We start from the raw sequence: 19,686 nt of genomic DNA, 5'->3' as shown, positions 1-19,686 counted from the left end.
GAAACACTGAAATGGCCCGCCTGCCCTATCTCGAAGCCGACCAGGTCGCGCCCGAATATCGCGACATGCTCAAGCGCAACACCAATCTGCACAAGCTCTTGGTCAACTCGCCGGAGATGGCGCGCGCCTTCAATGGCGTCGGCAGCTATATCCGCTTCAAGAGCAAGCTCGACCCGCGCCTGCGGGAGCTTGCGATCCTGCAGGTCGGCTGGATGGAAAAGTCGGAATACGAATTCACCCATCACGTGAAGATCGGCAAGGAGTTCGGCGTCACCGACGAGGACATCGCCGGCCTGATGGCGGAGACCGAGGGCAAGCCGTCGAAGCTGGAGCCGCTCGCCAAGACCATCCTCAAAGGCGCCCGCGAGATGGTGCGCGAGCTCGCAATGTCGGATGCGACCTTCGCCGAGATCAAGACACATCTCTCCGACGAGCACATGGTCGACCTCGTGCTCACCATCGCCTTCTATTGCGGCGTGGTGCGTGTGCTCGCCACCATGAAGATCGACAACGAGCCCACTTACAAAGAGGTACTCCAGCAGTACCCGATCCCGGGAGTGAAGTGACATGCGCCTGAACGACAAGGTTGCGATCATCGTCGGCGCCGGCCAGAGCCCCGGCGAAGGCATGGGCAACGGCCGCGCCACCGCGCTGACCTTCGCACGTGAGGGCGCGAAGGTGCTGTGCGTCGACCATCACCTGGAGTCTGCGCAGGAGACGGTCGACCTGATTGCGGCGAAGCAAGGCATCGCGGCCGCCTTCAAGGCCGACGTGACCAAGTCTGCCGACATCAAGGCGATGGTCGCCGACGCCAAATCGCGTTGGGGCCGGATCGACGTGCTGCACAACAATGTCGGCGTCAGCCTGTCCGGCGGCGATGCCGAGCTGCTTCAGATCACGGAGGAAGCATTCGACCGCGTCGTCGCCATCAATCTGAAGAGCTGCATCCTCGCGGCCAAGGAGGTGATCCCGATCATGCGCGCGCAGAACGGCGGCGCCATCATCAACATCTCCTCGATGGCCGCGATCACCACCTATCCTTATGTCGCCTACAAGGCGACGAAATCGGCGATGATCGCTTTCACCGAGCAGCTCGCCTATCAGAACGCCGAATACGGCATCCGCGCCAACGTCATCCTGCCCGGCCTGATGAACACGCCGATGGCCGTCGACACCCGCGCCCGCGAATGGCACAAGACGCGCGCCGAAGTCGAAGCCGAACGCGACAGCAAGGTGCCGCTGCGCAAGAAGATGGGCACGGGCTGGGACGTCGCCAACGCCGCGCTGTTTTTGGCGTCGGATGAGGCGAATTTCATCACGGGGGTGACGCTGCCGGTGGATGGCGGGGCAAGCGTGCGGCGGGGGTAGCGCAAGGCGAGCGCAGTGCCTTCTTACCCTCCCCCTCCAGGGGAGGGTGAAGTCAATGCGTCACCCGCCAGATCGTGCCGCCCGTATCCTCCGACACCAGCAGCGCACCGTCCTTCGCCACCGCGATCCCCACCGGCCGGCCCCACACCTGCGTATCGTTCACGACAAAACCGGTGGCAAAGTCCTCGTACTCGCCGGTCGGCTTGCCGTCCTTCATCCTGATGCGGATCACCTTGTAGCCGGCGCGCTTCGAGCGGTTCCAGGAGCCGTGCTCGGCGGCGAAGGCGTCGCCCTGATATTCGGATGGAAACTGCGTGCCCTGATAGAAGGTCATGCCGAGCGAGGCCGAATGCGCCTGCACCAGCACATCGGGCACCGTCACCTTGTCCTTGAGGTCCGGCCGCGCGCCGGCATGGCGCGGGTCTTCGTTGCTGCCGATGTAGAACCACGGCCAGCCGTAGAAGGCGCTCTCCTTCACGCTGGTGACGTAGTCGGGCACGAGATCGTCGCCGAGGCCGTCGCGCTCGTTGGTCGAGCACCAGGGCAGGCCGGTCTGCGGCTGGATCGCCAGACCGACACAGTTGCGTATGCCGGTGGCGTAGAGCTTGCGGTCCTTGCCTTCGGGATCGAACGAGAGCACTGCCGCACGCTCGGCCTCATAGCCCCAGGAGGCGCCGACTGCCTGCGCCTTGGACCAGGCCTCGAGCCCGCCGGGCGGGTTCCCCATGCCCTCGGCGACATTGCTGGCGGAGCCGACCGACACCAGCATGCGCTTGCCATCCGGCGTGAACACAATGTCGCGGGTGGAATGGCCCGATCCCTGCGCCAGGCTCGCCACCACGACGTCAGCTTTGCCGGACGCCTTCAGGTCACCGGCATGATAGGGAAAGCGGACAACGTTGCCGACATTGGCGACATAGACCCATTGCGGATTGTCACCGTTCGGGAAGAAGGCGATCCCGAACGGGCGGGTGAGTCCGCTGGCAAAGACCTCGTTCGAGACGACCTTGCCGCCCTCCCCAAGACGCAGCACGCGGATGCGCCCGGGCCCGGTCTCGGCAACGAAAATGTCGCCATTCGGTGCGACGCGCAGCACGCGCGCGTCGGACAGGCCGTCGGTCAACAGCTCGATCTTGAATCCGGGAGGTACTAGTGGTGCGGCGCTGCCACGCGACGTCACCCGCGTGGAATTGGAGACCGACGGCGAAGCCCCGGGCTTCGGCAGATCCTCCGGGCGGATCAGCCTGACCACGCCGGGCTTGTCGGCCTGCCAGCTGCCATAGGCATCCTTGCCCTGCAGCACGGGTTCGGCTTGAACGCCGGCGCAGGCCACCAACAGCCATGCGGGCGCCGTCATGAGCGAAACACGAGATATCACGTCGCCTTCCTCCCGGACTTTTTCTGCCAAATCCCACGTCAGCTCATGCCCGCACGATGTGCATTTGGTATGACCCATCGTACTGGAAAACGGCGCGGATCGGTGCGACAGATTGTAAGGGCGCGGCCGCCGGTTGCGGTCATCAAAGCTGCGGCATCGACGTCGCGATTGATGGGGTGATCATGTGGGGATCGGTCTTATCGGAATGGGCGAGCCTGCTGCTGCGCTGGCTGCACGTGGTGGCCGCGATCGCCTGGATCGGCAGTTCGTTCTATTTCATCGCCCTCGACCTCAGCCTCAAGCCCAAGAGTGATCTGCCTGATGGCGTGCAGGGCGAGGCCTGGCAGGTCCATGGCGGCGGCTTCTACCGGATCATGAAATATCTGGTGGCCCCGAGCCAGATGCCGGACGAGCTCACCTGGTTCAAATGGGAGGCCTACACCACCTGGCTGTCCGGCTTCGCACTGATGGTGGTGGTGTACTATCTCGACGCCGATCTATTCCTCGTCGACAAGTCGATCCTCGATTTGACGCCGATCCAGGCCGGGCTGTTCAGCTTCGGTAGCCTCGCGCTGGCGTGGCTGCTCTATGAGGCCGCATGCCGCACCGGGCTCGCGCAGCGCGAGCTGCCCTTTGCCATCGGCGGCTATCTGTTCCTGGTCGCGCTGACCTACGCCTTCACCCATGTCCTGAGTGGTCGCGGCGCCTTCAACCAGATCGGCGCGCTCATCGGCACCATCATGGTCGCCAACGTCTTTGCGGTGATTATCCCGAACCAGAAGAAGATCGTCGCGAGCCTGATCGCGGGCCAGGCGCCCGACCCGAAACTCGGCAAGACCAGCAAGGAGCGCTCGGTCCACAACAACTATCTGACTCTGCCGGTCGTCGTCCTGATGATCAGCAACCACTATCCCCTGCTCTACGCCACCCGCTTCAACTGGATCATCGTCGCGATCGTGCTGGCGCTGGGGCCGGTGATCCGCCATTTCTTCAACGAGGGCCATGCCGGGCGTAAATCGCCGTGGTGGGTGTGGGGCGTCGCAGCAGCGGGCGCGATCGCGATCCTCTTCCTGTCCGCGGCCGGCCCGCGCGAGGTGAAGACGGGCGCGCTGTCGGCACCGCCGACACTCGCCAATGTCGAGGAGATCGTGATGTCCCGCTGCAGCATGTGCCACGCCGCCGAGCCGGTCTGGGCCGGCATCGTCACCGCGCCGAAGGGCATTTTGCTCGACGCGCCCGAGCACATCCACCGCAACATCCGCCTGATCGGGCGCGTGGCGGCATGGTCCAATGCGATGCCGCCGGGCAACATCACGGAAATGACCAGCGAGGAGCGCGCCATCCTCGCCGCCTATATCAGCGAGCAGGATCGCTGACATCCTCGACCTTTGCGTCGATCGCGCTTTTCGCGGAACGAAATTCCGTATCCCCCGCCGATTTGAAAATGACTTGATCGCCCATCCGGCGTAGACAGGACCAGCGGCCGCGAGCCGTCCAAAGTCAGTTTGCAATTGCCGGGGAAATCACAGTGGCCCTCAAGAACGTCATCGGTATCGACCACGCCGTGGTCATGGTGAAGGACCTCGACAAGGCCGCCGAAAACTACAGGCAGCTCGGCTTCACCCTTTCACCGCGCGGCACCCACAGCGCACATATGGGTACCGGCAACTACACCATCATGTTCGACCCGGACTATATGGAGCTGCTCGGCGTGCTGGTGGCAACCGAACACAACGCGCCGGCGCGGGCCTTCGTCGAGCGCCACGGTGAGGGCATCGAACGCATCGCGTTCACAGCGGTCGACAGCGCCGCCGGCGCCGAAGAGATCCGCGCGCGTGGCCTGACGCCGATCGGCCCGACCGATTTCGAGCGGCCGGTCACGCTGCCGAACGGCACGATCTCGGCCGCCAAATTCCGTACCTTCATGTGGCCGACCGCGGAAGCGCCAGGCGGCGTGCGCATCTTCGCCTGCCAGCACAAGACCCGCGAGACGGTGTGGATCCCCGAACTGATGAGGCACGCCAATGCAGCGAAGCGGATCAGCGAGGTGCTGATCGCGACGCCCGAGCCGGCGAAGGAAGCAGCCCATCTGGCGCGGCTGATCGATCGCGAGGCGAAGGCAGAGGCCGACGGCGCGGTGACGGTGACGTCGGGCGGGGACCGCGCCGATTTCGTCTATCTGACGCTCGACCAACTCGGCAAACGCTATCCCGGCGTGCCACTCGCCGGCCTCTCCGAGCGCGGCGGCGCGGGGCTGGTGCTCGTCAGCGGCGATCTCGCGGCCACGGAGAAGGCGCTGGGTTCGGCGGCTGTTCGCAGCGGAGCTGCGATCGTCGTGCCCCCGGCCAAAGCCAACGGCACCCTGCTCGCCTTCATTGCCGGCTGATTTGAACTAATTCTTTAACGCGCGTTTACCTGGCGGCTCTAGGATTCCCCGATAGTCCAAGCCGCCCGGGGCCACGCGCATGTTCAAAGAGGGATCGCCGATCGCATACGACGCGCCGGCCGAACTGAAGAAGTGGCCATCGCTGAAGGGCGAGCGGCAGAAGGACCGTGGTCCGCCCTATCTCGTCTACAACGGCACGCTGGCGGATTGCGTTCGTGTCCTCATGGACAAGCCGATCAAGGGCATCTCGCTCTACGACATCATGACGAAGCCGCAGCCGGCCTTCGAGCAGACCGTGCTGTCGCCCGGCGATGCCGCCGAGATCGCAATGCGCAAGGATTTCCCCAAGGCATAAGCGCTGCAGGCCTGCCTCAATACCGCTAGCCGTCCAGAGTTTCCTGCGGTTCCATCAGAACCGCGGGAGCGATGTCGCGTTCCTGCGATGGGAACACCGTACTAACACCTGCCGTCTCGCGGAATCGCAGCTTCGCCGCAATTACGGTTAAGAAGTCCTTGTCACCGGCGCGCGCTGGTCGTTCCCCCACAGTTCGAGGACTTTTACCGAGATGCGATTTCTCGTCGCGGCTTGCGCTGCGTTCCTGATTTTGATGTGCGACGTCAGCACACCGCCGACCTGGCAAGCTTCCAGCTTCGACAACGCAACACCCAAGGCCGATCGCGCACCCTCACTGGTTCCCCTTGTCGAGCTGTTTGTTGCAAGCGTGCAGGCCATCGAGCTCGCCAATGCACGCGCATCGTACGAGGAGACGATCGAGCCGCCGCGCGCCGTCGAAACCGCCTTGCAGGCTCCGGCGTCACCGACTGAACAGTTTTGCCGCGCGCTCAAGCAAGCGGCCGAGGAGAGCGGCATTCCCGTGCCGTTCTTCGCCCGCCTGCTCTGGCAGGAGAGCCGCTTCCGTTCCAACGAGGTCAGCCAGGCCGGCGCGCAAGGAGTCGCGCAATTCATGCCGGAGACCGCCGCCGAGGTCGGGCTCGATGACCCCTTCGATGCCATGAAGGCGCTGCCGGCATCGGCAAAATTCCTGCGCAAGCTCCGCGACGATTTCGGCAATCTCGGCCTTGCCGCGGCCGCCTACAATGCGGGCCCCGGTCGCATCCAGAAATGGCTCGCTCGCGAGAGCGAGCTGCCGCGCGAGACCCGCGACTATGTTCGCATCATCACCGGCACCAAGGCCGAAGACTGGATCGAGCGGTCGGAAGCGCTCGCGATCCGGATCGACCTCCCGCGCGAGGCGCCTTGCGAAGGCATCGGAAGCCTGTCCAAGACCAAGGACATCGCCTGGGTACCCGCCAACCTCGCGCCTTCGACCGCCACCATCATTCGCAAGGCCGAGCAATTGGCGGCGCGGCTATCCGCGAACCGCGCCCGCAAGCGCCTCGTTGTCCTGCTCCGCAAGAGCGGCGCGGCCCACGGCAAGGCGCGCGGAATGATCGCGGCCCGCGCGAAGGGTGCGAAGGCTCGCGCCATCCGCGTTGCGGCGCGCGAGCGCTCCTCGGGCTAGCTTAGACCGGCTTCTCGTCGTCGGTGACCGGTGAGGTCACCACCAGGAAAACGAGATCGGTCAGACCGGAGTTCGAGATCGCGTGCTCGACGCCGGGTGGCAGGAAGATCACGTCGTGCTTGCGGACGACATGGTTCTTGCCGGCGATCTCCATCAATCCTTCGCCGTCGAGCACGTGATAGACCTGCTCCTGCACCTTGTGGTGATGCCGTGCCACATAGGCCATCGGTTGGTACATCGAGATGCGGTAGTCGATGCGGCGCGAGCCCGCCGTTTCCGGCATCACCAGCGGCTTGGACAGCGCGCCGCCAAAGTGGTTGGGGAATTCGCGCCAGGGCACTTCCGCGATGTTGCGGATGAAGGCGCCGTTGCTTTCCTCGGTCATGCCAGTGCTCCCTAATTCACCAGCGCACCACCGTCGACATAGACGATCGAGCCGGTGGCAAAGCCGTTGTTCATGAAGCTCGCGATCTGCTGGGCGATGTCCTCGGCCATGCCGACGCGGCCGACCGGAAGTGCTGCCGCCGTCTTGGCCAGCATTTCCTTCCGAGCAGCCTCAGGCATCGCAGCCCGGATCGGCGTGTCGATCACGCCGGGCGAGACTGCATTGACACGCACCGGCGCAAGCTCGAGTGCCAGTGCCCGGGCCAGCGACTCCAGCGCACCGTTGGCCGCGCTGACGATCGCAGAGTTCGGCCGCGGCCGGACACTGAGGAAACCGGTGACCAGCGTCAATGAGCCACCGGGCCGGATGGCGGCCTCACGTGCCACCCGCCAGGCGCCCCAGAATTTTCCTTCCATCGTGGCCCGCACATCCTCCATCGCGACGGTCTTGAACGGCCCGGTGCGAAGCTGCGCAGCCGTCAGCACGACATGATCGACAGCGCCGATGCGCTTGAACAGTTCGGCCACGCTCTGATCGCTGGTGACGTCAGTCGGGATCGCCGTCACCTTCAGCCGCTCGGCGACCGGATCGAGCTTCGCGGCGCTGCGCGAGGCGATGACGACGTCGGCCCCCTGTGATTTTGCAAGCTCCGCCGTGGCGAGGCCAATGCCTGAGGAGCCGCCGATCACGACGATTTTCTTGCCTGCGAGCGTCATTCCCATCTCCCGATATTTTGTTGATTGCTTCTGCGAACCGCGATCAGCCCGGCTGGAAACGCGTGCCGATGCCGGCCTTGCTCTGGCCGAGACCCGGCAACTCCCAGACGCCGGCGCCCGAGGGATTGACGTCCGCGGCGATATCGACGTCGATCAGGTAGGGCCTGTTGGCGGCGATGCCCTTGCGGATCGCCTCGCCGAGATCGCCGGCGCGATCGACGCGCACGCCTTCGACGCCGCAGGCGCGCGCCATCGCCGCGAAGTCAGGGTTGTAACGCTCGCCGGTCTCCGGATGCTTGAAGTCAGTCGCAAGCTCGCGGCCGCCGAGATAGCCGCGCTGCAATCCGCGGATCGAGGCATAGGCGTAATTGTTCCAGACCACCCAGACCACTGGCAGATTATACTCGACCGCCGTCCCCAACACGTTGGCATGCATGAAGAAGGCGCCGTCACCGCAGACCGACACGCAGGGGCGATCGGGCGCGGCGAATTTTGCACCCATCACACCGGCAACGCCAAAGCCCATCGGGCCGAACCCCATCGAGCCGATCAGCGAATCCGGCCGCTTCGGCTTGCAGAAGCCGAGCAGCCAATTGTGGTGCACGCCGATGTCGGAGACGAGGATGGCATCCTCCGGCAACGCCTTGTCGATCTCGGCCGCCGCGCGCTGCGGATTGATCGGCGTGGTGTCGTCGGAGAAGCCGGGCGCGACGAACTTGTCCCACTCCTTGCGATAGCCATCGATCTGCGCCAGCCACTTCTTGCGCGCATCCGACTTCTTGAAAAGGTTGTCGCGGCGATCGAGCTCGGCATGCACCTGCCGCAGGAAGGTACGGACGTCAGCCATCAAGCCGAGCGCGACAGGATAGTTGCGGCCGATCTCCTCGGGGTCGATGTCGACATGGATCAACCGCGTCGGCGGGATCGTGAAGGAATAGCCGGGGATCCACGAGCTCGACGTGCGGTCGTCGAAGCGGACGCCGAGCGCAAGCAGGACGTCGGCCTGCCGCGCGGCGTGATTGGCCTGATAGTGCCCGGCACGTGCGACGAGGCCGAGCGCCAGCGGATGATTGACGTCGAGCGCACCGAGGCCGCTTGCGGACGCCGCAACCGGAATCTGTAGCCGCTCGGCGAGCTTGCGCAACTCCTCCGCCGCGCCGCCATAGCGCACGCCCTGTCCAACCAGCATCACCGGCCGTTCAGCCGAGAGCAGCATGTCGACGGCCTTCTCGACACCTTCCGGATCGGCGCCGCAACGGCTGGAGATGTTGGCACTCCACTCGGCAGCCTTCGGCGCCTCTTCGGCCGCCGATTCCATGAAGACGTCGAAGGGCACGTCGACCACGACCGGCCCCGGCCGTCCCGTGACCATCGTCTTCCAGGCCTGCCGCACCGCGAGCGGCACCATCTCGCCGCGCGTCGGCTGGAACACCTTCTTGCACATCGTGCGCACGGTGGAGGGAAAGTCGGCCTGATAGTGCCGGTACATTTCCTGGAACGCACCGCGATTGAACTGGCTGGTCGGCACGTTGCCGGTGATCGCCATGAACGGCACGGAATCGAGGTAGGCGTTCGCCAGGGAGATCGGCAGATTAGCCGAGCCCGGCCCGCAGGAGGTGAAGGTCGCGGTCGGCCGACCGGAGACGCGGTAGTAAACGTCGGCCATGAAGCCGGCGACGCTCTCGTGATGCACGGAGATCGTCTTGATGTCGGAGGATCGCTCGTACAGCGCGTCGATGAACTGGATGTTGCCGTGGCCGCAGAGCCCGAACACCTGCGGCACTTTCTCCTGGATCAGATAATCGACAATGACCTGGGCGCCATTGAGCATGTTTTTCGACATCAACCGGTCTCCCTCTCGGCCCGTCGACTTCTTGTGTACCGATGCGGAGAACGCGGCCGGTCATCATGGGGCCGCCGGAAGCCTATTTCTCATAATGCTGTACGTCAATTTATATTGTGATAGGCTTTCTCGCTGAGGAAACGCGAAGCTCCGCGCCGACGGCTGCGCTGGTTGCGTGCTAGTGTCGCAGATGCGGAGCCATATCGATTCACCTGAGGGAGCCCAGTCCTTGAGATCGCGTACCAAGCCGACCACCGGCGAGAAGCCTGCAAGCCCGCGCAAGGCCGCGATTGCCAAACTGGTCCCTGCACCCAAGGCGGATGGCGACGACGAGGCCGAGGACAAGCAGCGCGGCGGCGGCGTTCAATCGCTCGGTCGCGCCTTCTCGATCCTCGAAGAGGTGGCGCGCCATCGCGAGGGTATCGGGCTTGCAGAGCTCAGCAAGCTGGTCGGCCTGCACAACTCGACGACGTTTCATCTGGCCAAGACGCTGGTCTCGCTCGGCTACCTCCGCCAGGAGAAGGACAGCAAACGCTACCGCATCGGCCGTCCCTTGTTTGCACTCGCCGCATCAGCGCTCGACGAGATCGAGATGGTCAACGTCGCAACGCCCGTGCTGGAGGAACTGTCACGCCAGACGGGCGAAAGTGGGCATTTTGCTGTGCGAATGGGCGACGCGGTGGTTGTGATCGCCCGCACCAGCGGCCCGGGCGCGTTCCAGCTCACCGATCGCGTCGGCGTGGTGCGGCCCGCCCATTGCACCGCGCTCGGCAAGATCATTCTGGCCTCGCTCCGCCCCGAGCAGCTCAAGCGCTTCATCGATCGCGTCGAACTGAAACCGTCGACGCCGAAATCCATCAGCGATGCCGGCGCGCTGATGCGCGAGATCGCCGAAGTGCAGCGCACCGGCGTTGCCTTCGACGATGGCGAGTTCAATCCGGAAGTGCGCTGCGTCGCCGTCCCCGTCACCGATTTCACCGGTCAGGTGATCGGCGCGCTCGGCATTTCCGGGCCGATCTGGCGCCTGTCCAACCAGGCCCTGCATGCCGGCGCGCAAATCGTGCAGGCCGCCGCCGATCGCCTGTCGGTCGAATTCGGCGCCAAGGACCGGGCACACAAGGCGCTCACGCAGAAAGCCTGAGCCGCAACCCGAGCGGCGATTTTGCCGGTTGACACCGGCAATGGCGTTCGGGATTATCCTCCAGCATTAGAAAAAGCTCTCTCACAATACCGGATACCCGGTTTTGAAGGGAGGCACGCGATGCACCCGGGAGGAGACAGAGATGATCCGCTACCCACGACGGACGTTGTTACGGGCGGGCGCAGCCTTCGCTGGCGCGGCCGCGCTCGGGTTTCCCGCGATCGTCAGGGCTCAGGCCGAAAAGATCCGGATCGGACACCTGACGCCGCTCACCGGCTTTCTCGGCGTGATCGGCAGCTACGCGCAGCTGGGTGCGAAGCTCGCGGCGGAGGAGATCAACGCCTCGGGCGGCATTCTGGGCAAGCAGGTCGACCTGCTCTCGGAAGACTCGATCAACCCGGCGACCGCCGCCACCAAGGCGCAGCGCATGCTGGAACAGGACGGCGCGGTGGTGCTGCTCGGCGAAATCTCGTCGGCGTCCTCGCTTACCATCATGCAGGTGGCCGAGCGCAACAAGAAGGTGTTCTTCTCGACCGGCGCGCGCTCGGACGCACTGCGCGGCAAGAGCTGCAACAAATACTCGTTCCACTGCGACATTCCGAACACCGTGATGGTCAACGCGGTCGGCACCGCGCTGTCGCAGCAGGGCATGGTGAAGGGCAAGAAATTCTTCACGCTGACGGCCGACTACATTTTTGGCCATGACCTGCTGAAGGCCGCGAAAGTGTTCTTCGGCGCGCATGATGCCAATCTGATCGGCGACGAGCTGATCGCAACCGACGTCACCGATTTCAGCCCGTATCTGCTGAAGGTGCGGCAGGCAAAGCCAGACGTGGTCTGCTGCAACCTCGCCGGCAACCAGGTCACCAACCTCGTCAAGCAATATGCCGAGTTCGGCTTCCCCTACCCGCTGGTCGGCTTCAACCTCAACACCGGTGATGCCTGGGCCGCGGGCGCGGGCAATCTCAGCGGCACCTGGCCGACGGTCTGGTATCACACGCTGCAAAATCCGACGTCGCAGGCCTTCGTCACGGCCTTCACCAAGAAATACGGCAAGCCGCCGGAGAACCATGCCTGGATCGACTACGTCACGCTGAAGCTCCTGGCGGAAGCGATCAACACCACCAAGTCGACCGACAGCGGCGAGCTCATCGCCTATTTCGAGAAGCAGGCGCAATTCGATATCGGCAAGGCGCGCAAGGCCTACTTCCGCTCCTGGGATCACCAGCTGGTGCAGGAAGCCTATCCGTTCACGGTCAAGCCAAAGGACCAGATGAAGGACCAGTGGGACATGCTGGTGCTGGGTGATGCGGTGCCGGCAGCGAACGACCCTCTGGAGACGATCTATCCGACCAAAGAGCAGAACCCCTGCGAGATGAAGGCGTGAGGCCCGCACCCGGCAAGGCGCACGCAACATGCAGTTCGAGTTCTTGCTGGAACAGGTGGTGAATGGCCTCGTGCTCGGAGGCTATTACCTGCTCATCGCGCTCGGGCTGTCGCTGATCTTCTCCGTCGGCGGCATCGTCAATCTCGCGCATGGCGCGTTCTATGCGCTCGGCGCTTACATCTGCGTCGAGCTGACCCGCCGCATCGGCTTCGGCCCGTCGGTGGTGATCTCCCCGCTCGCGGTTGCGCTCCTCGGTATCCTGTTCGAGCGATTCATCCTGCGCCGCTTCTACACGGCCGATCCGATCCTCAGCCTGCTCGTGACCTTTGGACTGGCGATGGTCGCAGAGCAGGCGATCCGCATCATCTGGGGCGCCGCGCCCGTATCGACCGAGATCCCGCAGAGCTTTCGCGGCTCGGTCATCGTCGGCGACTTCCTGTTCTCGCGCTACCGCCTGCTGATCCTCGCCGTCGTCGCGACGATCCTGTTCGGCGTCTGGTGGCTCCTGCAAAAAACCTCGTTCGGACGCGTGGTTCGCGCCGGCATCCAGCGGCCGGACATGGTCGCGGCGCTCGGCATTCGCCTGCAGCCCTACATGACCGCGATCGTGATGCTCGGCGTCGGCCTCGCCGCGCTCGGCGGCGCGTTCTTTGCGCCGATCACGACCGTGCATCCCGCCATGGGCGCCGAGATCATGACCATCGCTTTCGTGGTGGTCGTGATCGGCGGGCTCGGCAGCTTCTGGGGCGTGGTCATCGCGGCCCTCCTCGTCGGCGTCGTGCGCGGCATCGCCATTCATTTCGAGCCTGCAGCCGGCGAAGCCTCGATCTACATCCTGATGTTCCTGGTGCTGCTGGTACGCCCGCGCGGCCTGCTCGGCGAACGCATCGAGAAGTTCGAATGAGGGATACCTGGACCATCGATCGGCTGAGGCCGCTGCTGATCGCGACAGTCGCGGTGATCGCGCTGCCGTTCCTGCTGCGCGCCCTCGGCCTCTCGCTCAACACCGGCACCTGGATGGTCGGGCTGGCAATCGCCGCGATGGGGCTCAACCTCTGCATCGGCACGACCGGTCTCGTCTCGTTCGGCCACAGCACCTGGTTCGGCATCGGCGCCTATGCCGCCGGGCTGATCCAGCTGCGCTTCTTTCCCGGCGAGATCTGGTTGCCACTGCTGGGATCGATGGTCGTTGTCGCGATCGCTTCGACATTGATCGGCATGCTGATCCTGCGCCGGCGCGGGGTGTACTTCTCGCTGCTGACGCTGGCGCTGGCGGCCCTGGTCTACACCACCGCGTTCCGCTGGACGAGCCTCACCGGCGGCGAGGACGGGCTCGGCGGACTGAAGCGCGGGGGCATCGGCCCCGTGAGCTTCGACAACGCGCTCAACTATTACATCGTGGTCGCGGTGATCGGGCTTGCCGTGCTCTATGTGCTGATGCGCCTGCTGCGCTCGCCATTCGGGCATGTGCTGGTGGCGATCCGCGAGAACCAGCTGCGCGCGAGCTTTCAGGGCTATCCGGTCGAACGCTACAAGCTCGCGGTGTTCGTGATCTCGGCCGTCATCACCGGCGTTGCCGGCGCGCTGATCGCATTCCTGAACTATCTCGTCTCCGCCGAAGCCGTCTCGGTACCGTTTGCCGGCGAGCTGTTGGCGATGGTCGTGATCGGCGGCATGCGCAGCCTGCTTGGCCCCGCGCTCGGCGCGGTGTTCTTCATCCTGTTCCGCGAGCTGTTCTCGATCTGGACGTCGGACTGGCTGTTCTGGTTCGGCCTCACTTTCGTGGCCTTCGTAATGTATTCGCCCGGCGGCCTCGTCGGCATCGGCTCGCTCATCATGCGCCGCCTTCGTCCGCCCGCGGAAGAGACGGCGGCGATGAGCCGGCGCAAGATCTATGAGGGCTTGCCGCTGCCGGACTTTTTGCGGCCGGAAGCGTTGAAGGGCACGGTGCTGGAAGTCAGCCACGTCTCCCGAAAGTTTGGCGGCATCCGCGCGGTCGAGAATGCGAGCATCACGGTCGCCGCCGGCGAGATCCATGCGCTGATCGGGCCGAACGGCGCCGGCAAGACCACGCTGTTCAATCTGGTCTCCGGTCTCTACGCACCTGACCAGGGCACGATCCGCCTGCAGGGCCGCGACATCGCAGGCGTGCCGGCGAATGCGATCTGCCATCAGGGGCTGGCGCGCTCGTTCCAGATCACGAACCTGTTTCGTGGACTGTCGATCTACGAAAATCTGCGCCTGTCGCTGCAGGCGCGGCGGCCGATGCGCTTCAACATCTGGAACGACATCGACTTCTACAAGGAGATCCACGCCGAAACGGCCGCACTGACGAAATTCCTCGGCCTCGAAGGCATCGAGGAGATCGAGGGCGGCGAGCTCTCCTATGGCGGGCAGAGGCTGGTCGATCTCGGCATCGCGCTGGGCTCGAAACCGCAGGTGCTGCTGCTCGACGAGCCGCTCGCCGGCCTTGCCGCGGCCGAACGCGAGCGCGTGTCGAACCTCGTCAAGAACATCGCGGCCAACATCCCCGTTCTGATCGTCGAGCATGACATCGACCGCGTGCTCGGCTTCTCGCAAACCGTCACGGTGATGAATCAGGGCGAGGTGCTGATGTCCGACTGCCCCGCCGCCGTGCGGGCCGATTTGCGGGTGCAGGAGATCTATACCGGCAAGGGCATTCCCGCCGTCGAGCATCGACGCAACGAGGGGGCATCCGGCGTGCACGACACCGTGCTGCGGCTCGATCGCGTCAATACGTTCTACGGCAAGAGCCACATCCTCAACGACGCCGCGCTCGACGTGCGCGAGGGCGAGATCGTCGCGCTGCTCGGCCGCAACGGCGCCGGCAAGTCGACGCTGCTGAAAACCATTGCGGGTCTCGTGCCGGCGGCGTCCGGCAGCATCGCCTATCGCGGCGATGATATCGCAAGCCTCGCCGCGCCCGACATCGCCCGCCGCGGCATCGGCTATGTCCCGCAGGGCCGCGGCCTGTTCGCCGGCATGACCGTGCGCGAAAACCTCGCGCTCGGGCGTCTCGCCCGCAAGACCGACGGCAGCGACGGCGTGGTCTGGGACGAGGAGCAGATCCTGCAGTACTTCCCACGGCTGAAGGAGCGCATGAACATCGCGGCCGACTATCTCTCCGGCGGCGAGCAGCAGATGGTCGCGGTGGCGCGCGCGATGTCGGGCAATGTCCGCCTGCTGCTGCTGGACGAGCCGTTCGAGGGCCTTGCGCCGGCGGTGACGCTGGAGCTGTTCAAAGTGTTCGATGCGCTCCGCCGCCACATGTCGATCGTGATCGTCGAGCACAATCTCGATCTCGTGCTGGCGCTGGCCGATCGCGTCTTCGCACTCGAGCGCGGCGCCGTGTTCCACCAGGGGCCGGCAGCGCCGCTGCTGAACGATCTCGGCTATCGCAAGCAGATCCTGTGGCTGTAGCCCCTACTCCGCCTTGATGTTCGCGGCCGCGACCACCTCGGCGAGCTCCTTGGTCTCCTTCGCGATCTTGGCGGCGTAGTCGGCGGGGCTGAGCACGCTCACCACGCCTTGCGAGCCGAGCCGCTCCTCGATCGTCGGATCCTTGGCGGCTGCGACGATCTCCCGGTGCAGCGTCTCGAGGATCGGCGCCGGCGTCGCCTTCGGCATGAAGAAGCCGACCCAGAACGACAGGTCGAAGCCGGGATAGCCGGCTTCCGCAACCGTCGGCACGTCCGGCAGCGACGGCAGCCGCTCGGCCGAGGACACCGCCAGCGCGCGCAGCTTGCCGGCCTTCACCAGCGGCACCGCGGAGAGCGGATCGAACACCGCGAGCACCTCCTGCGCGAGGATGCCGACCTCGGACGCGGCACCGCCGCGATAGGGCACGTGGATCATCTTGATGCCGGCGCGCTGGCCGAGCAGCTCCATGGCGAGATGGGCGAGGTTGCCGTTGCCACCCGAGCCGTAGGCGAGCGCGCCGGGTGCCGCCTTCGCGGCCGCGACGAGATCGGCGACGGTCTTGATGTCGGCGGTCCTGGGATTCTCCGGGTTGACCACGAGTACCAGCGGCGCGGAGACGACGGTGGTCAGCGGCGCGAAGTCGCTGACCGGATCGTAGCGGATATCCTTGAATAGCGTCTTGTTCAGCGTGATCGTGGACGAGTTGCAGGCGAGCACGGTGTAGCCGTCGGGCTCCGCATGCGCGACGCCTTCGGCGGCGATCATGCCGTTGGCGCCGGCGCGGTTCTCGACCACGAAGGGCTGCCCGAGCTTGGCGCCGAGCCGGTCGCCGATGATGCGCGCAACGACGTCGACCGGACCGCCGGCGCTGAAGCCGACCATGACCTTCACCGGCCGCACCGGGTATTTTTGCGCGATGGCCTCCGTCGACAGCGCCGACGCGAAAAGTCCGGCAATGAGCGCCAGCAGGCGGGCCGTTCGTTGCATTGGTTCTCTCCCCGGACCACGGCGCCTCTGCTTGTTGTCGGTGCGGCGCGTTCGCTGGTCATGAATAGCGGCCACATCGGATTTCGCAATCGGGTTTCCGTCAGGCATTCCGCCGCACGGCAGGCGGGCGCCGCTAATCCAGACAAAACTGCGAAAACAACCCCATGCACAGTAGCCGGCTTTGGAGAGCCGACTTCGTATATCCCGAACATTCCGTTTGACACGTCGGGCAAAACAGGCGCACGGTGGCATCATCGCGATATCAGCCCGTGTCCAGGCCCGCCCGCTCACAGGCGCGCGCGACCTGGCCCGCGCGAACACGCTTCATCGACATCTGAAAAACTTCAATCGCCGCCCAGCGCGCGATCGGCTTCGCTTGCCGCGAACCCGCGTGCCTGCGCCGGCAAAGGACAGCGCATGACGACATTGCCGACATTGACCGAGACGACGCCCATCGCGGCGAACGACCCCACCCCGATCATCGCAAGCCCGAAGGTCAAGCTCCGGCGCAGGCGCATCGTGATCGATCATCCCGATCCGCACACCGGCGAAAAGCTGCTGGCCGAGGCGATCGGCGCCGTCGACCGCGACGCGCTGCATGGCCTGTTGGGCCAGCTGGTGAAAGCCAGCGTGGTTGCCCGGAAGCCGGACCAGGGCAATCTCTCCTTCATGGTCTCGATGCTCAAGAGCATCGCGCCGAAGGATTCGCTCGAAGCCATGCTGTCGGCGCAGATGGTCGGCATTCACGTCGCCTCGATGCGCTGCGCCTGCCGCCTCGCCTGCACCGACGACGTGCCGCAGCAGGAAAGCCTCACCCGCGCACTGACCCGGCTGGCCCGCACCTACGCCGCCCAGATGGAGGCCTTGAGCCGCCATCGCAGCAACGGCACGTGCGCGATCACGGTGCAGAATTTATCGGTGCAGGATGGCGGCAAGGCCGTCGTCGGCCATTTCACGCAGCACGCGAACCTGATCACGGCGCAGCCGGGCCTGGCGGACGCGACCGTCCCCGCATGAGCCACGCCCGCAACACCGGCCCGATGCGGGTGAGCCTGCGTTGCGGCGCGCAAACACGAAACGGTGAAACCTGCCGCGCGCCGGCACTGCGCGGCAAGGCGCGCTGCCGCATGCACGGCGGCGCATGGGGATCCGGCGCGCCGTTTGGAAACGGCAATGCCGTCAAGCACGGCTTTTTCACCGGCGAAGCGATCGACGAACGGAAGTTCGTCCGCACCATGCTCAGCGAAGCGGAGAGCCTGCTGCGCACGTTGCCGGCGTCGTCAGAAACAATCGGCAACTCCCGCGAGGGTGGAACCCAACACACCCTACCGGGAACAGATTCACCCCCTTCGCACTTAACAAATGATAGGAAGTGAGGTGCAATCATGGGCCAGTCAAAGCCGCTTCGCCCGACCGCCATCGTCGTCGAGGATGACGACATTCAACGCGAGATGCTCGCGCTTCTGCTCGAACAGCGGAACTTCGAAGTCCTGCAGTGCGAAGATGCCGAGACCGCGGCCCTGGCGCTCAAGGCAAAACACCCGACGCTGATGGTCACCGACATCAATCTGGTCGGGAAGATGGACGGCGTCGATCTGGCGCACTTCGCCCAGCAGCACAATGCCGATATGCGGATCATCGTGATCTCGGGCCGTCCGCTGCCCCGCCCCCTGCCGCCCGGCGCAAAATTCTTCACCAAGCCGGTTTATCCGACGGCGTTGCTCGCGGAAGCGGCCGAATAGCTGAAGGAGCTGAACGACAGTGCTAGTGTATCCGTCGCTATTCTCACATCTCCTTTGATGCCGTTTACATTATTGCTTGTATTCACACGTCAGCTTCACGAATGCTCTACAATTCTGGCAAGAGCCTGTCTGCCCGTTCAAAAAGTGAACTGCGCCCGGTTGCTGCACCGCCGTGGTGTAGGACGCAGCCCGGCTGAAAAACTCTTTCTTGCAAAGATAATCTGCAGCTTCGCCATACTCTACGCTTTGATCGGAGCGATACCAGGGTATAAAATTCTCATTGCTGACGTCCTCCACCTGCGTAAATGCGTTCGAAAAGCGAACTGGGCAGTATGATAGCTGCTCTATCTGAGCAGTCGTCAAATTAGGCGACCGCAAAATGCCGAATCTTGGCGCAACCCAGGACGTGATCTCCAATGTTCGATGCCTCTGAGCATTCTGCACTTGATTAATGACCTTGAGGTTCATGCCCGCCTGCAGGAGAAGTTTAGCCAACGCTTTCAGAGAATCGAGGGAAACATCAGTTGTGCACGCAATCGCCACAGACTCGTTCTCCTGCCCCTTTGAAGATGGGCCGAGCGAATATTTAATGTTTGCTCGACTTAGAGCGCCAACGATGCGGTCACCATCAGCCTGCTTGGAATAATAAATAACATCTGTCGTTGTAAAAACGTCCTCGGTAGTTCTCCGTGCAGGCTCCGATACAGGACGACTCGTCACACACGATCCTGCATCTGCCGCCTTATCTATAGATACATCGACCCCCAACTTTCTTAAGAGGCTTATAGCCGAGTATATCGGGACAATATCATTGCTATTGGTCTGATCCATCGTACCGCCCTGCACGAAACCAATGACGCGACCATTATCAAGATCAAGAACCGGCCCGCCACTAGTGCCAGGGCGCAGGGGACCGACCGTCCCATAGAAGCCATGACCAGCTGTTGAGATTGTCGCAACATCCAGACGAAAAGGTGTAAGTCCTTCCTTGCCAGGAAAGCCCAATGCAAGCAACTTAGTATCTCGCGAAATTCTTGATGAGGAAATCGTCAGAGCATCCTGGCAAGGCTCCGAAGGTGGAAGCTGCAACAGGGCGACATCTTGCTTTTCATCTGCGTCTCGCGGATAAAGCTCGATCGGCCGCCCACCCACTCGCGCGACAAACTTTTGCGACGGCTTTCGCGGCATCAAATGAGCGGCAGTTACTACGTATCCGTCTCGTGAGACAACGAAAGCCGTTCCTCGGTCAACAATTCCACCATTTTCATCTAAGAGCTCTACGGACAATACCGCGTTGGAGCTGGACGAAAATATCTCCTCCACGGTTCGGGCAGTCGCGCAATTGCAAAATAGAAAAGAGATTAGGAAGAACGTCGCGCGCAAGCTCAT

The 19,686-nt window shown here is 64.0% G+C and carries 19 protein-coding genes; 13 read left to right on the top strand and 6 right to left on the bottom strand.

All coding sequences use genetic code 11. The features are described 5' to 3' along the window. Positions 1–11: 11 nt before the first annotated feature. Positions 12–566 (top strand): carboxymuconolactone decarboxylase family protein, encoded by a 555-nt coding sequence (locus NLM32_RS15525; RefSeq protein ID WP_254129821.1) that lies wholly within the window; start codon positions 12–14, stop codon positions 564–566. Position 567: 1 nt separating this feature from the next. After that, entirely contained in the window at positions 568–1,368 is an 801-nt protein-coding gene (locus NLM32_RS15520; protein ID WP_254129820.1) for an SDR family NAD(P)-dependent oxidoreductase, read from the top strand. Between the two features lie 52 nt (positions 1,369–1,420). Here NLM32_RS15520 and NLM32_RS15515 read toward each other — a convergent pair whose 3' ends face one another. Then, on the bottom strand, positions 1,421–2,725 hold the full coding sequence (locus NLM32_RS15515) for a sorbosone dehydrogenase family protein (RefSeq protein ID WP_254135312.1): 1,305 nt from the start codon (positions 2,723–2,725) through the stop codon (positions 1,421–1,423). Positions 2,726–2,928: 203 nt separating this feature from the next. Between NLM32_RS15515 and NLM32_RS15510 the strand changes: the two genes are divergently transcribed. The 4 genes from NLM32_RS15510 (at position 2,929) to NLM32_RS15495 (ending at position 6,655) form a co-directional block, all read left to right on the top strand. Then, entirely contained in the window at positions 2,929–4,122 is a 1,194-nt protein-coding gene (locus NLM32_RS15510) for a urate hydroxylase PuuD (protein WP_254129819.1), read from the top strand. Between the two features lie 152 nt (positions 4,123–4,274). Then, positions 4,275–5,132, top strand: a complete 858-nt coding sequence (locus tag NLM32_RS15505) for a VOC family protein (protein WP_254129818.1) — start codon at positions 4,275–4,277, stop codon at positions 5,130–5,132. Between the two features lie 79 nt (positions 5,133–5,211). Continuing rightward, a complete protein-coding gene (locus tag NLM32_RS15500; protein ID WP_254129817.1) occupies positions 5,212–5,487 on the top strand; it encodes a hypothetical protein in 276 nt (91 codons plus the stop codon). A 211-nt stretch (positions 5,488–5,698) separates the two neighbouring features. Continuing rightward, the gene (locus NLM32_RS15495; protein WP_254129816.1) at positions 5,699–6,655 is read left to right on the top strand and encodes a lytic transglycosylase domain-containing protein; all 957 of its coding nucleotides are present in this window, start codon (positions 5,699–5,701) and stop codon (positions 6,653–6,655) included. Between the two features lies 1 nt (position 6,656). On the opposite strand, the gene NLM32_RS15490 is transcribed toward NLM32_RS15495, so the two are convergent. The 3 genes from NLM32_RS15490 to NLM32_RS15480 are packed head-to-tail and all read right to left on the bottom strand — an operon-like array spanning position 6,657 to position 9,599. Next, positions 6,657–7,040, bottom strand: coding sequence for a cupin domain-containing protein (locus tag NLM32_RS15490; RefSeq protein ID WP_254129815.1), 384 nt, complete (start codon positions 7,038–7,040; stop codon positions 6,657–6,659). A gap of 11 nt (positions 7,041–7,051) precedes the next feature. After that, positions 7,052–7,756: an SDR family oxidoreductase gene (locus tag NLM32_RS15485; RefSeq protein ID WP_254129814.1), complete on the bottom strand. Its 705-nt coding sequence runs from the start codon at positions 7,754–7,756 to the stop codon at positions 7,052–7,054. Positions 7,757–7,799: 43 nt separating this feature from the next. Then, the gene (locus NLM32_RS15480; RefSeq protein WP_254129813.1) at positions 7,800–9,599 is read right to left on the bottom strand and encodes a thiamine pyrophosphate-binding protein; all 1,800 of its coding nucleotides are present in this window, start codon (positions 9,597–9,599) and stop codon (positions 7,800–7,802) included. Between the two features lie 229 nt (positions 9,600–9,828). Between NLM32_RS15480 and NLM32_RS15475 the strand changes: the two genes are divergently transcribed. From NLM32_RS15475 to NLM32_RS15460, 4 genes are all read left to right on the top strand, one after another. Beyond that, positions 9,829–10,740, top strand: coding sequence for an IclR family transcriptional regulator (locus tag NLM32_RS15475; RefSeq protein ID WP_254129812.1), 912 nt, complete (start codon positions 9,829–9,831; stop codon positions 10,738–10,740). 142 nt (positions 10,741–10,882) lie between these two features. Beyond that, positions 10,883–12,127, top strand: coding sequence for an ABC transporter substrate-binding protein (locus NLM32_RS15470; RefSeq protein WP_254129811.1), 1,245 nt, complete (start codon positions 10,883–10,885; stop codon positions 12,125–12,127). Between the two features lie 28 nt (positions 12,128–12,155). After that, positions 12,156–13,031 carry a branched-chain amino acid ABC transporter permease gene (locus NLM32_RS15465; RefSeq protein ID WP_254129810.1) on the top strand — a complete coding sequence of 292 codons (876 nt, stop codon included), beginning with the start codon at positions 12,156–12,158 and terminating at the stop codon, positions 13,029–13,031. After that, positions 13,028–15,568 carry a branched-chain amino acid ABC transporter ATP-binding protein/permease gene (locus tag NLM32_RS15460; RefSeq protein WP_254129809.1) on the top strand — a complete coding sequence of 847 codons (2,541 nt, stop codon included), beginning with the start codon at positions 13,028–13,030 and terminating at the stop codon, positions 15,566–15,568. Before NLM32_RS15465 ends, NLM32_RS15460 begins: the two co-directional genes overlap by 4 nt. Before the next feature lie 3 nt (positions 15,569–15,571). On the opposite strand, the gene NLM32_RS15455 is transcribed toward NLM32_RS15460, so the two are convergent. After that, positions 15,572–16,555: a tripartite tricarboxylate transporter substrate binding protein gene (locus NLM32_RS15455; RefSeq protein WP_254129808.1), complete on the bottom strand. Its 984-nt coding sequence runs from the start codon at positions 16,553–16,555 to the stop codon at positions 15,572–15,574. 417 nt (positions 16,556–16,972) lie between these two features. Between NLM32_RS15455 and NLM32_RS15450 the strand changes: the two genes are divergently transcribed. The 3 genes from NLM32_RS15450 to NLM32_RS15440 are packed head-to-tail and all read left to right on the top strand — an operon-like array spanning position 16,973 to position 18,297. Next, positions 16,973–17,572 (top strand): hypothetical protein, encoded by a 600-nt coding sequence (locus NLM32_RS15450; RefSeq protein WP_254129807.1) that lies wholly within the window; start codon positions 16,973–16,975, stop codon positions 17,570–17,572. Further along, positions 17,569–17,931, top strand: a complete 363-nt coding sequence (locus tag NLM32_RS15445; protein WP_254129806.1) for an HGGxSTG domain-containing protein — start codon at positions 17,569–17,571, stop codon at positions 17,929–17,931. The genes NLM32_RS15450 and NLM32_RS15445 overlap by 4 nt, the downstream gene beginning before the upstream one ends. A 9-nt stretch (positions 17,932–17,940) precedes the next feature. Further along, entirely contained in the window at positions 17,941–18,297 is a 357-nt protein-coding gene (locus NLM32_RS15440; RefSeq protein ID WP_254129805.1) for a response regulator, read from the top strand. A gap of 69 nt (positions 18,298–18,366) precedes the next feature. Here the strand turns inward: NLM32_RS15440 and NLM32_RS15435 are convergent, their stop codons facing one another. After that, the gene (locus NLM32_RS15435) at positions 18,367–19,680 is read right to left on the bottom strand and encodes a serine protease (RefSeq protein WP_254129804.1); all 1,314 of its coding nucleotides are present in this window, start codon (positions 19,678–19,680) and stop codon (positions 18,367–18,369) included. Positions 19,681–19,686: the final 6 nt, after the last annotated feature.

The organism is Bradyrhizobium sp. CCGUVB14 (assembly GCF_024199935.1).
Lineage (GTDB): Bacteria > Pseudomonadota > Alphaproteobacteria > Rhizobiales > Xanthobacteraceae > Bradyrhizobium.
Note: the sequence above shows the minus strand (reverse complement) of the source record. Positions and strands in the feature narration are given on the sequence as shown.

Bases quoted from the DNA above. Each gene is read 5' to 3' on its own strand.
- NLM32_RS15470 (WP_254129811.1), top strand. From the start codon at position 10,883: ATGATCCGCTACCCACGACGGACGTTGTTACGGGCGGGCGCAGCCTTC.
- NLM32_RS15465 (WP_254129810.1), top strand. From the start codon at position 12,156: ATGCAGTTCGAGTTCTTGCTGGAACAGGTGGTGAATGGCCTCGTGCTC.
- NLM32_RS15520 (WP_254129820.1), top strand. From the start codon at position 568: ATGCGCCTGAACGACAAGGTTGCGATCATCGTCGGCGCCGGCCAGAGC.
- NLM32_RS15495 (WP_254129816.1), top strand. From the start codon at position 5,699: ATGCGATTTCTCGTCGCGGCTTGCGCTGCGTTCCTGATTTTGATGTGC.
- NLM32_RS15510 (WP_254129819.1), top strand. From the start codon at position 2,929: ATGTGGGGATCGGTCTTATCGGAATGGGCGAGCCTGCTGCTGCGCTGG.
- NLM32_RS15445 (WP_254129806.1), top strand. From the start codon at position 17,569: ATGAGCCACGCCCGCAACACCGGCCCGATGCGGGTGAGCCTGCGTTGC.
- NLM32_RS15440 (WP_254129805.1), top strand. From the start codon at position 17,941: ATGGGCCAGTCAAAGCCGCTTCGCCCGACCGCCATCGTCGTCGAGGAT.
- NLM32_RS15455 (WP_254129808.1), bottom strand. From the start codon at position 16,555: ATGCAACGAACGGCCCGCCTGCTGGCGCTCATTGCCGGACTTTTCGCG.
- NLM32_RS15490 (WP_254129815.1), bottom strand. From the start codon at position 7,040: ATGACCGAGGAAAGCAACGGCGCCTTCATCCGCAACATCGCGGAAGTG.
- NLM32_RS15450 (WP_254129807.1), top strand. From the start codon at position 16,973: ATGACGACATTGCCGACATTGACCGAGACGACGCCCATCGCGGCGAAC.
- NLM32_RS15480 (WP_254129813.1), bottom strand. From the start codon at position 9,599: ATGTCGAAAAACATGCTCAATGGCGCCCAGGTCATTGTCGATTATCTG.
- NLM32_RS15460 (WP_254129809.1), top strand. From the start codon at position 13,028: ATGAGGGATACCTGGACCATCGATCGGCTGAGGCCGCTGCTGATCGCG.
- NLM32_RS15525 (WP_254129821.1), top strand. From the start codon at position 12: ATGGCCCGCCTGCCCTATCTCGAAGCCGACCAGGTCGCGCCCGAATAT.
- NLM32_RS15485 (WP_254129814.1), bottom strand. From the start codon at position 7,756: ATGACGCTCGCAGGCAAGAAAATCGTCGTGATCGGCGGCTCCTCAGGC.
- NLM32_RS15500 (WP_254129817.1), top strand. From the start codon at position 5,212: ATGTTCAAAGAGGGATCGCCGATCGCATACGACGCGCCGGCCGAACTG.
- NLM32_RS15515 (WP_254135312.1), bottom strand. From the start codon at position 2,725: ATGACGGCGCCCGCATGGCTGTTGGTGGCCTGCGCCGGCGTTCAAGCC.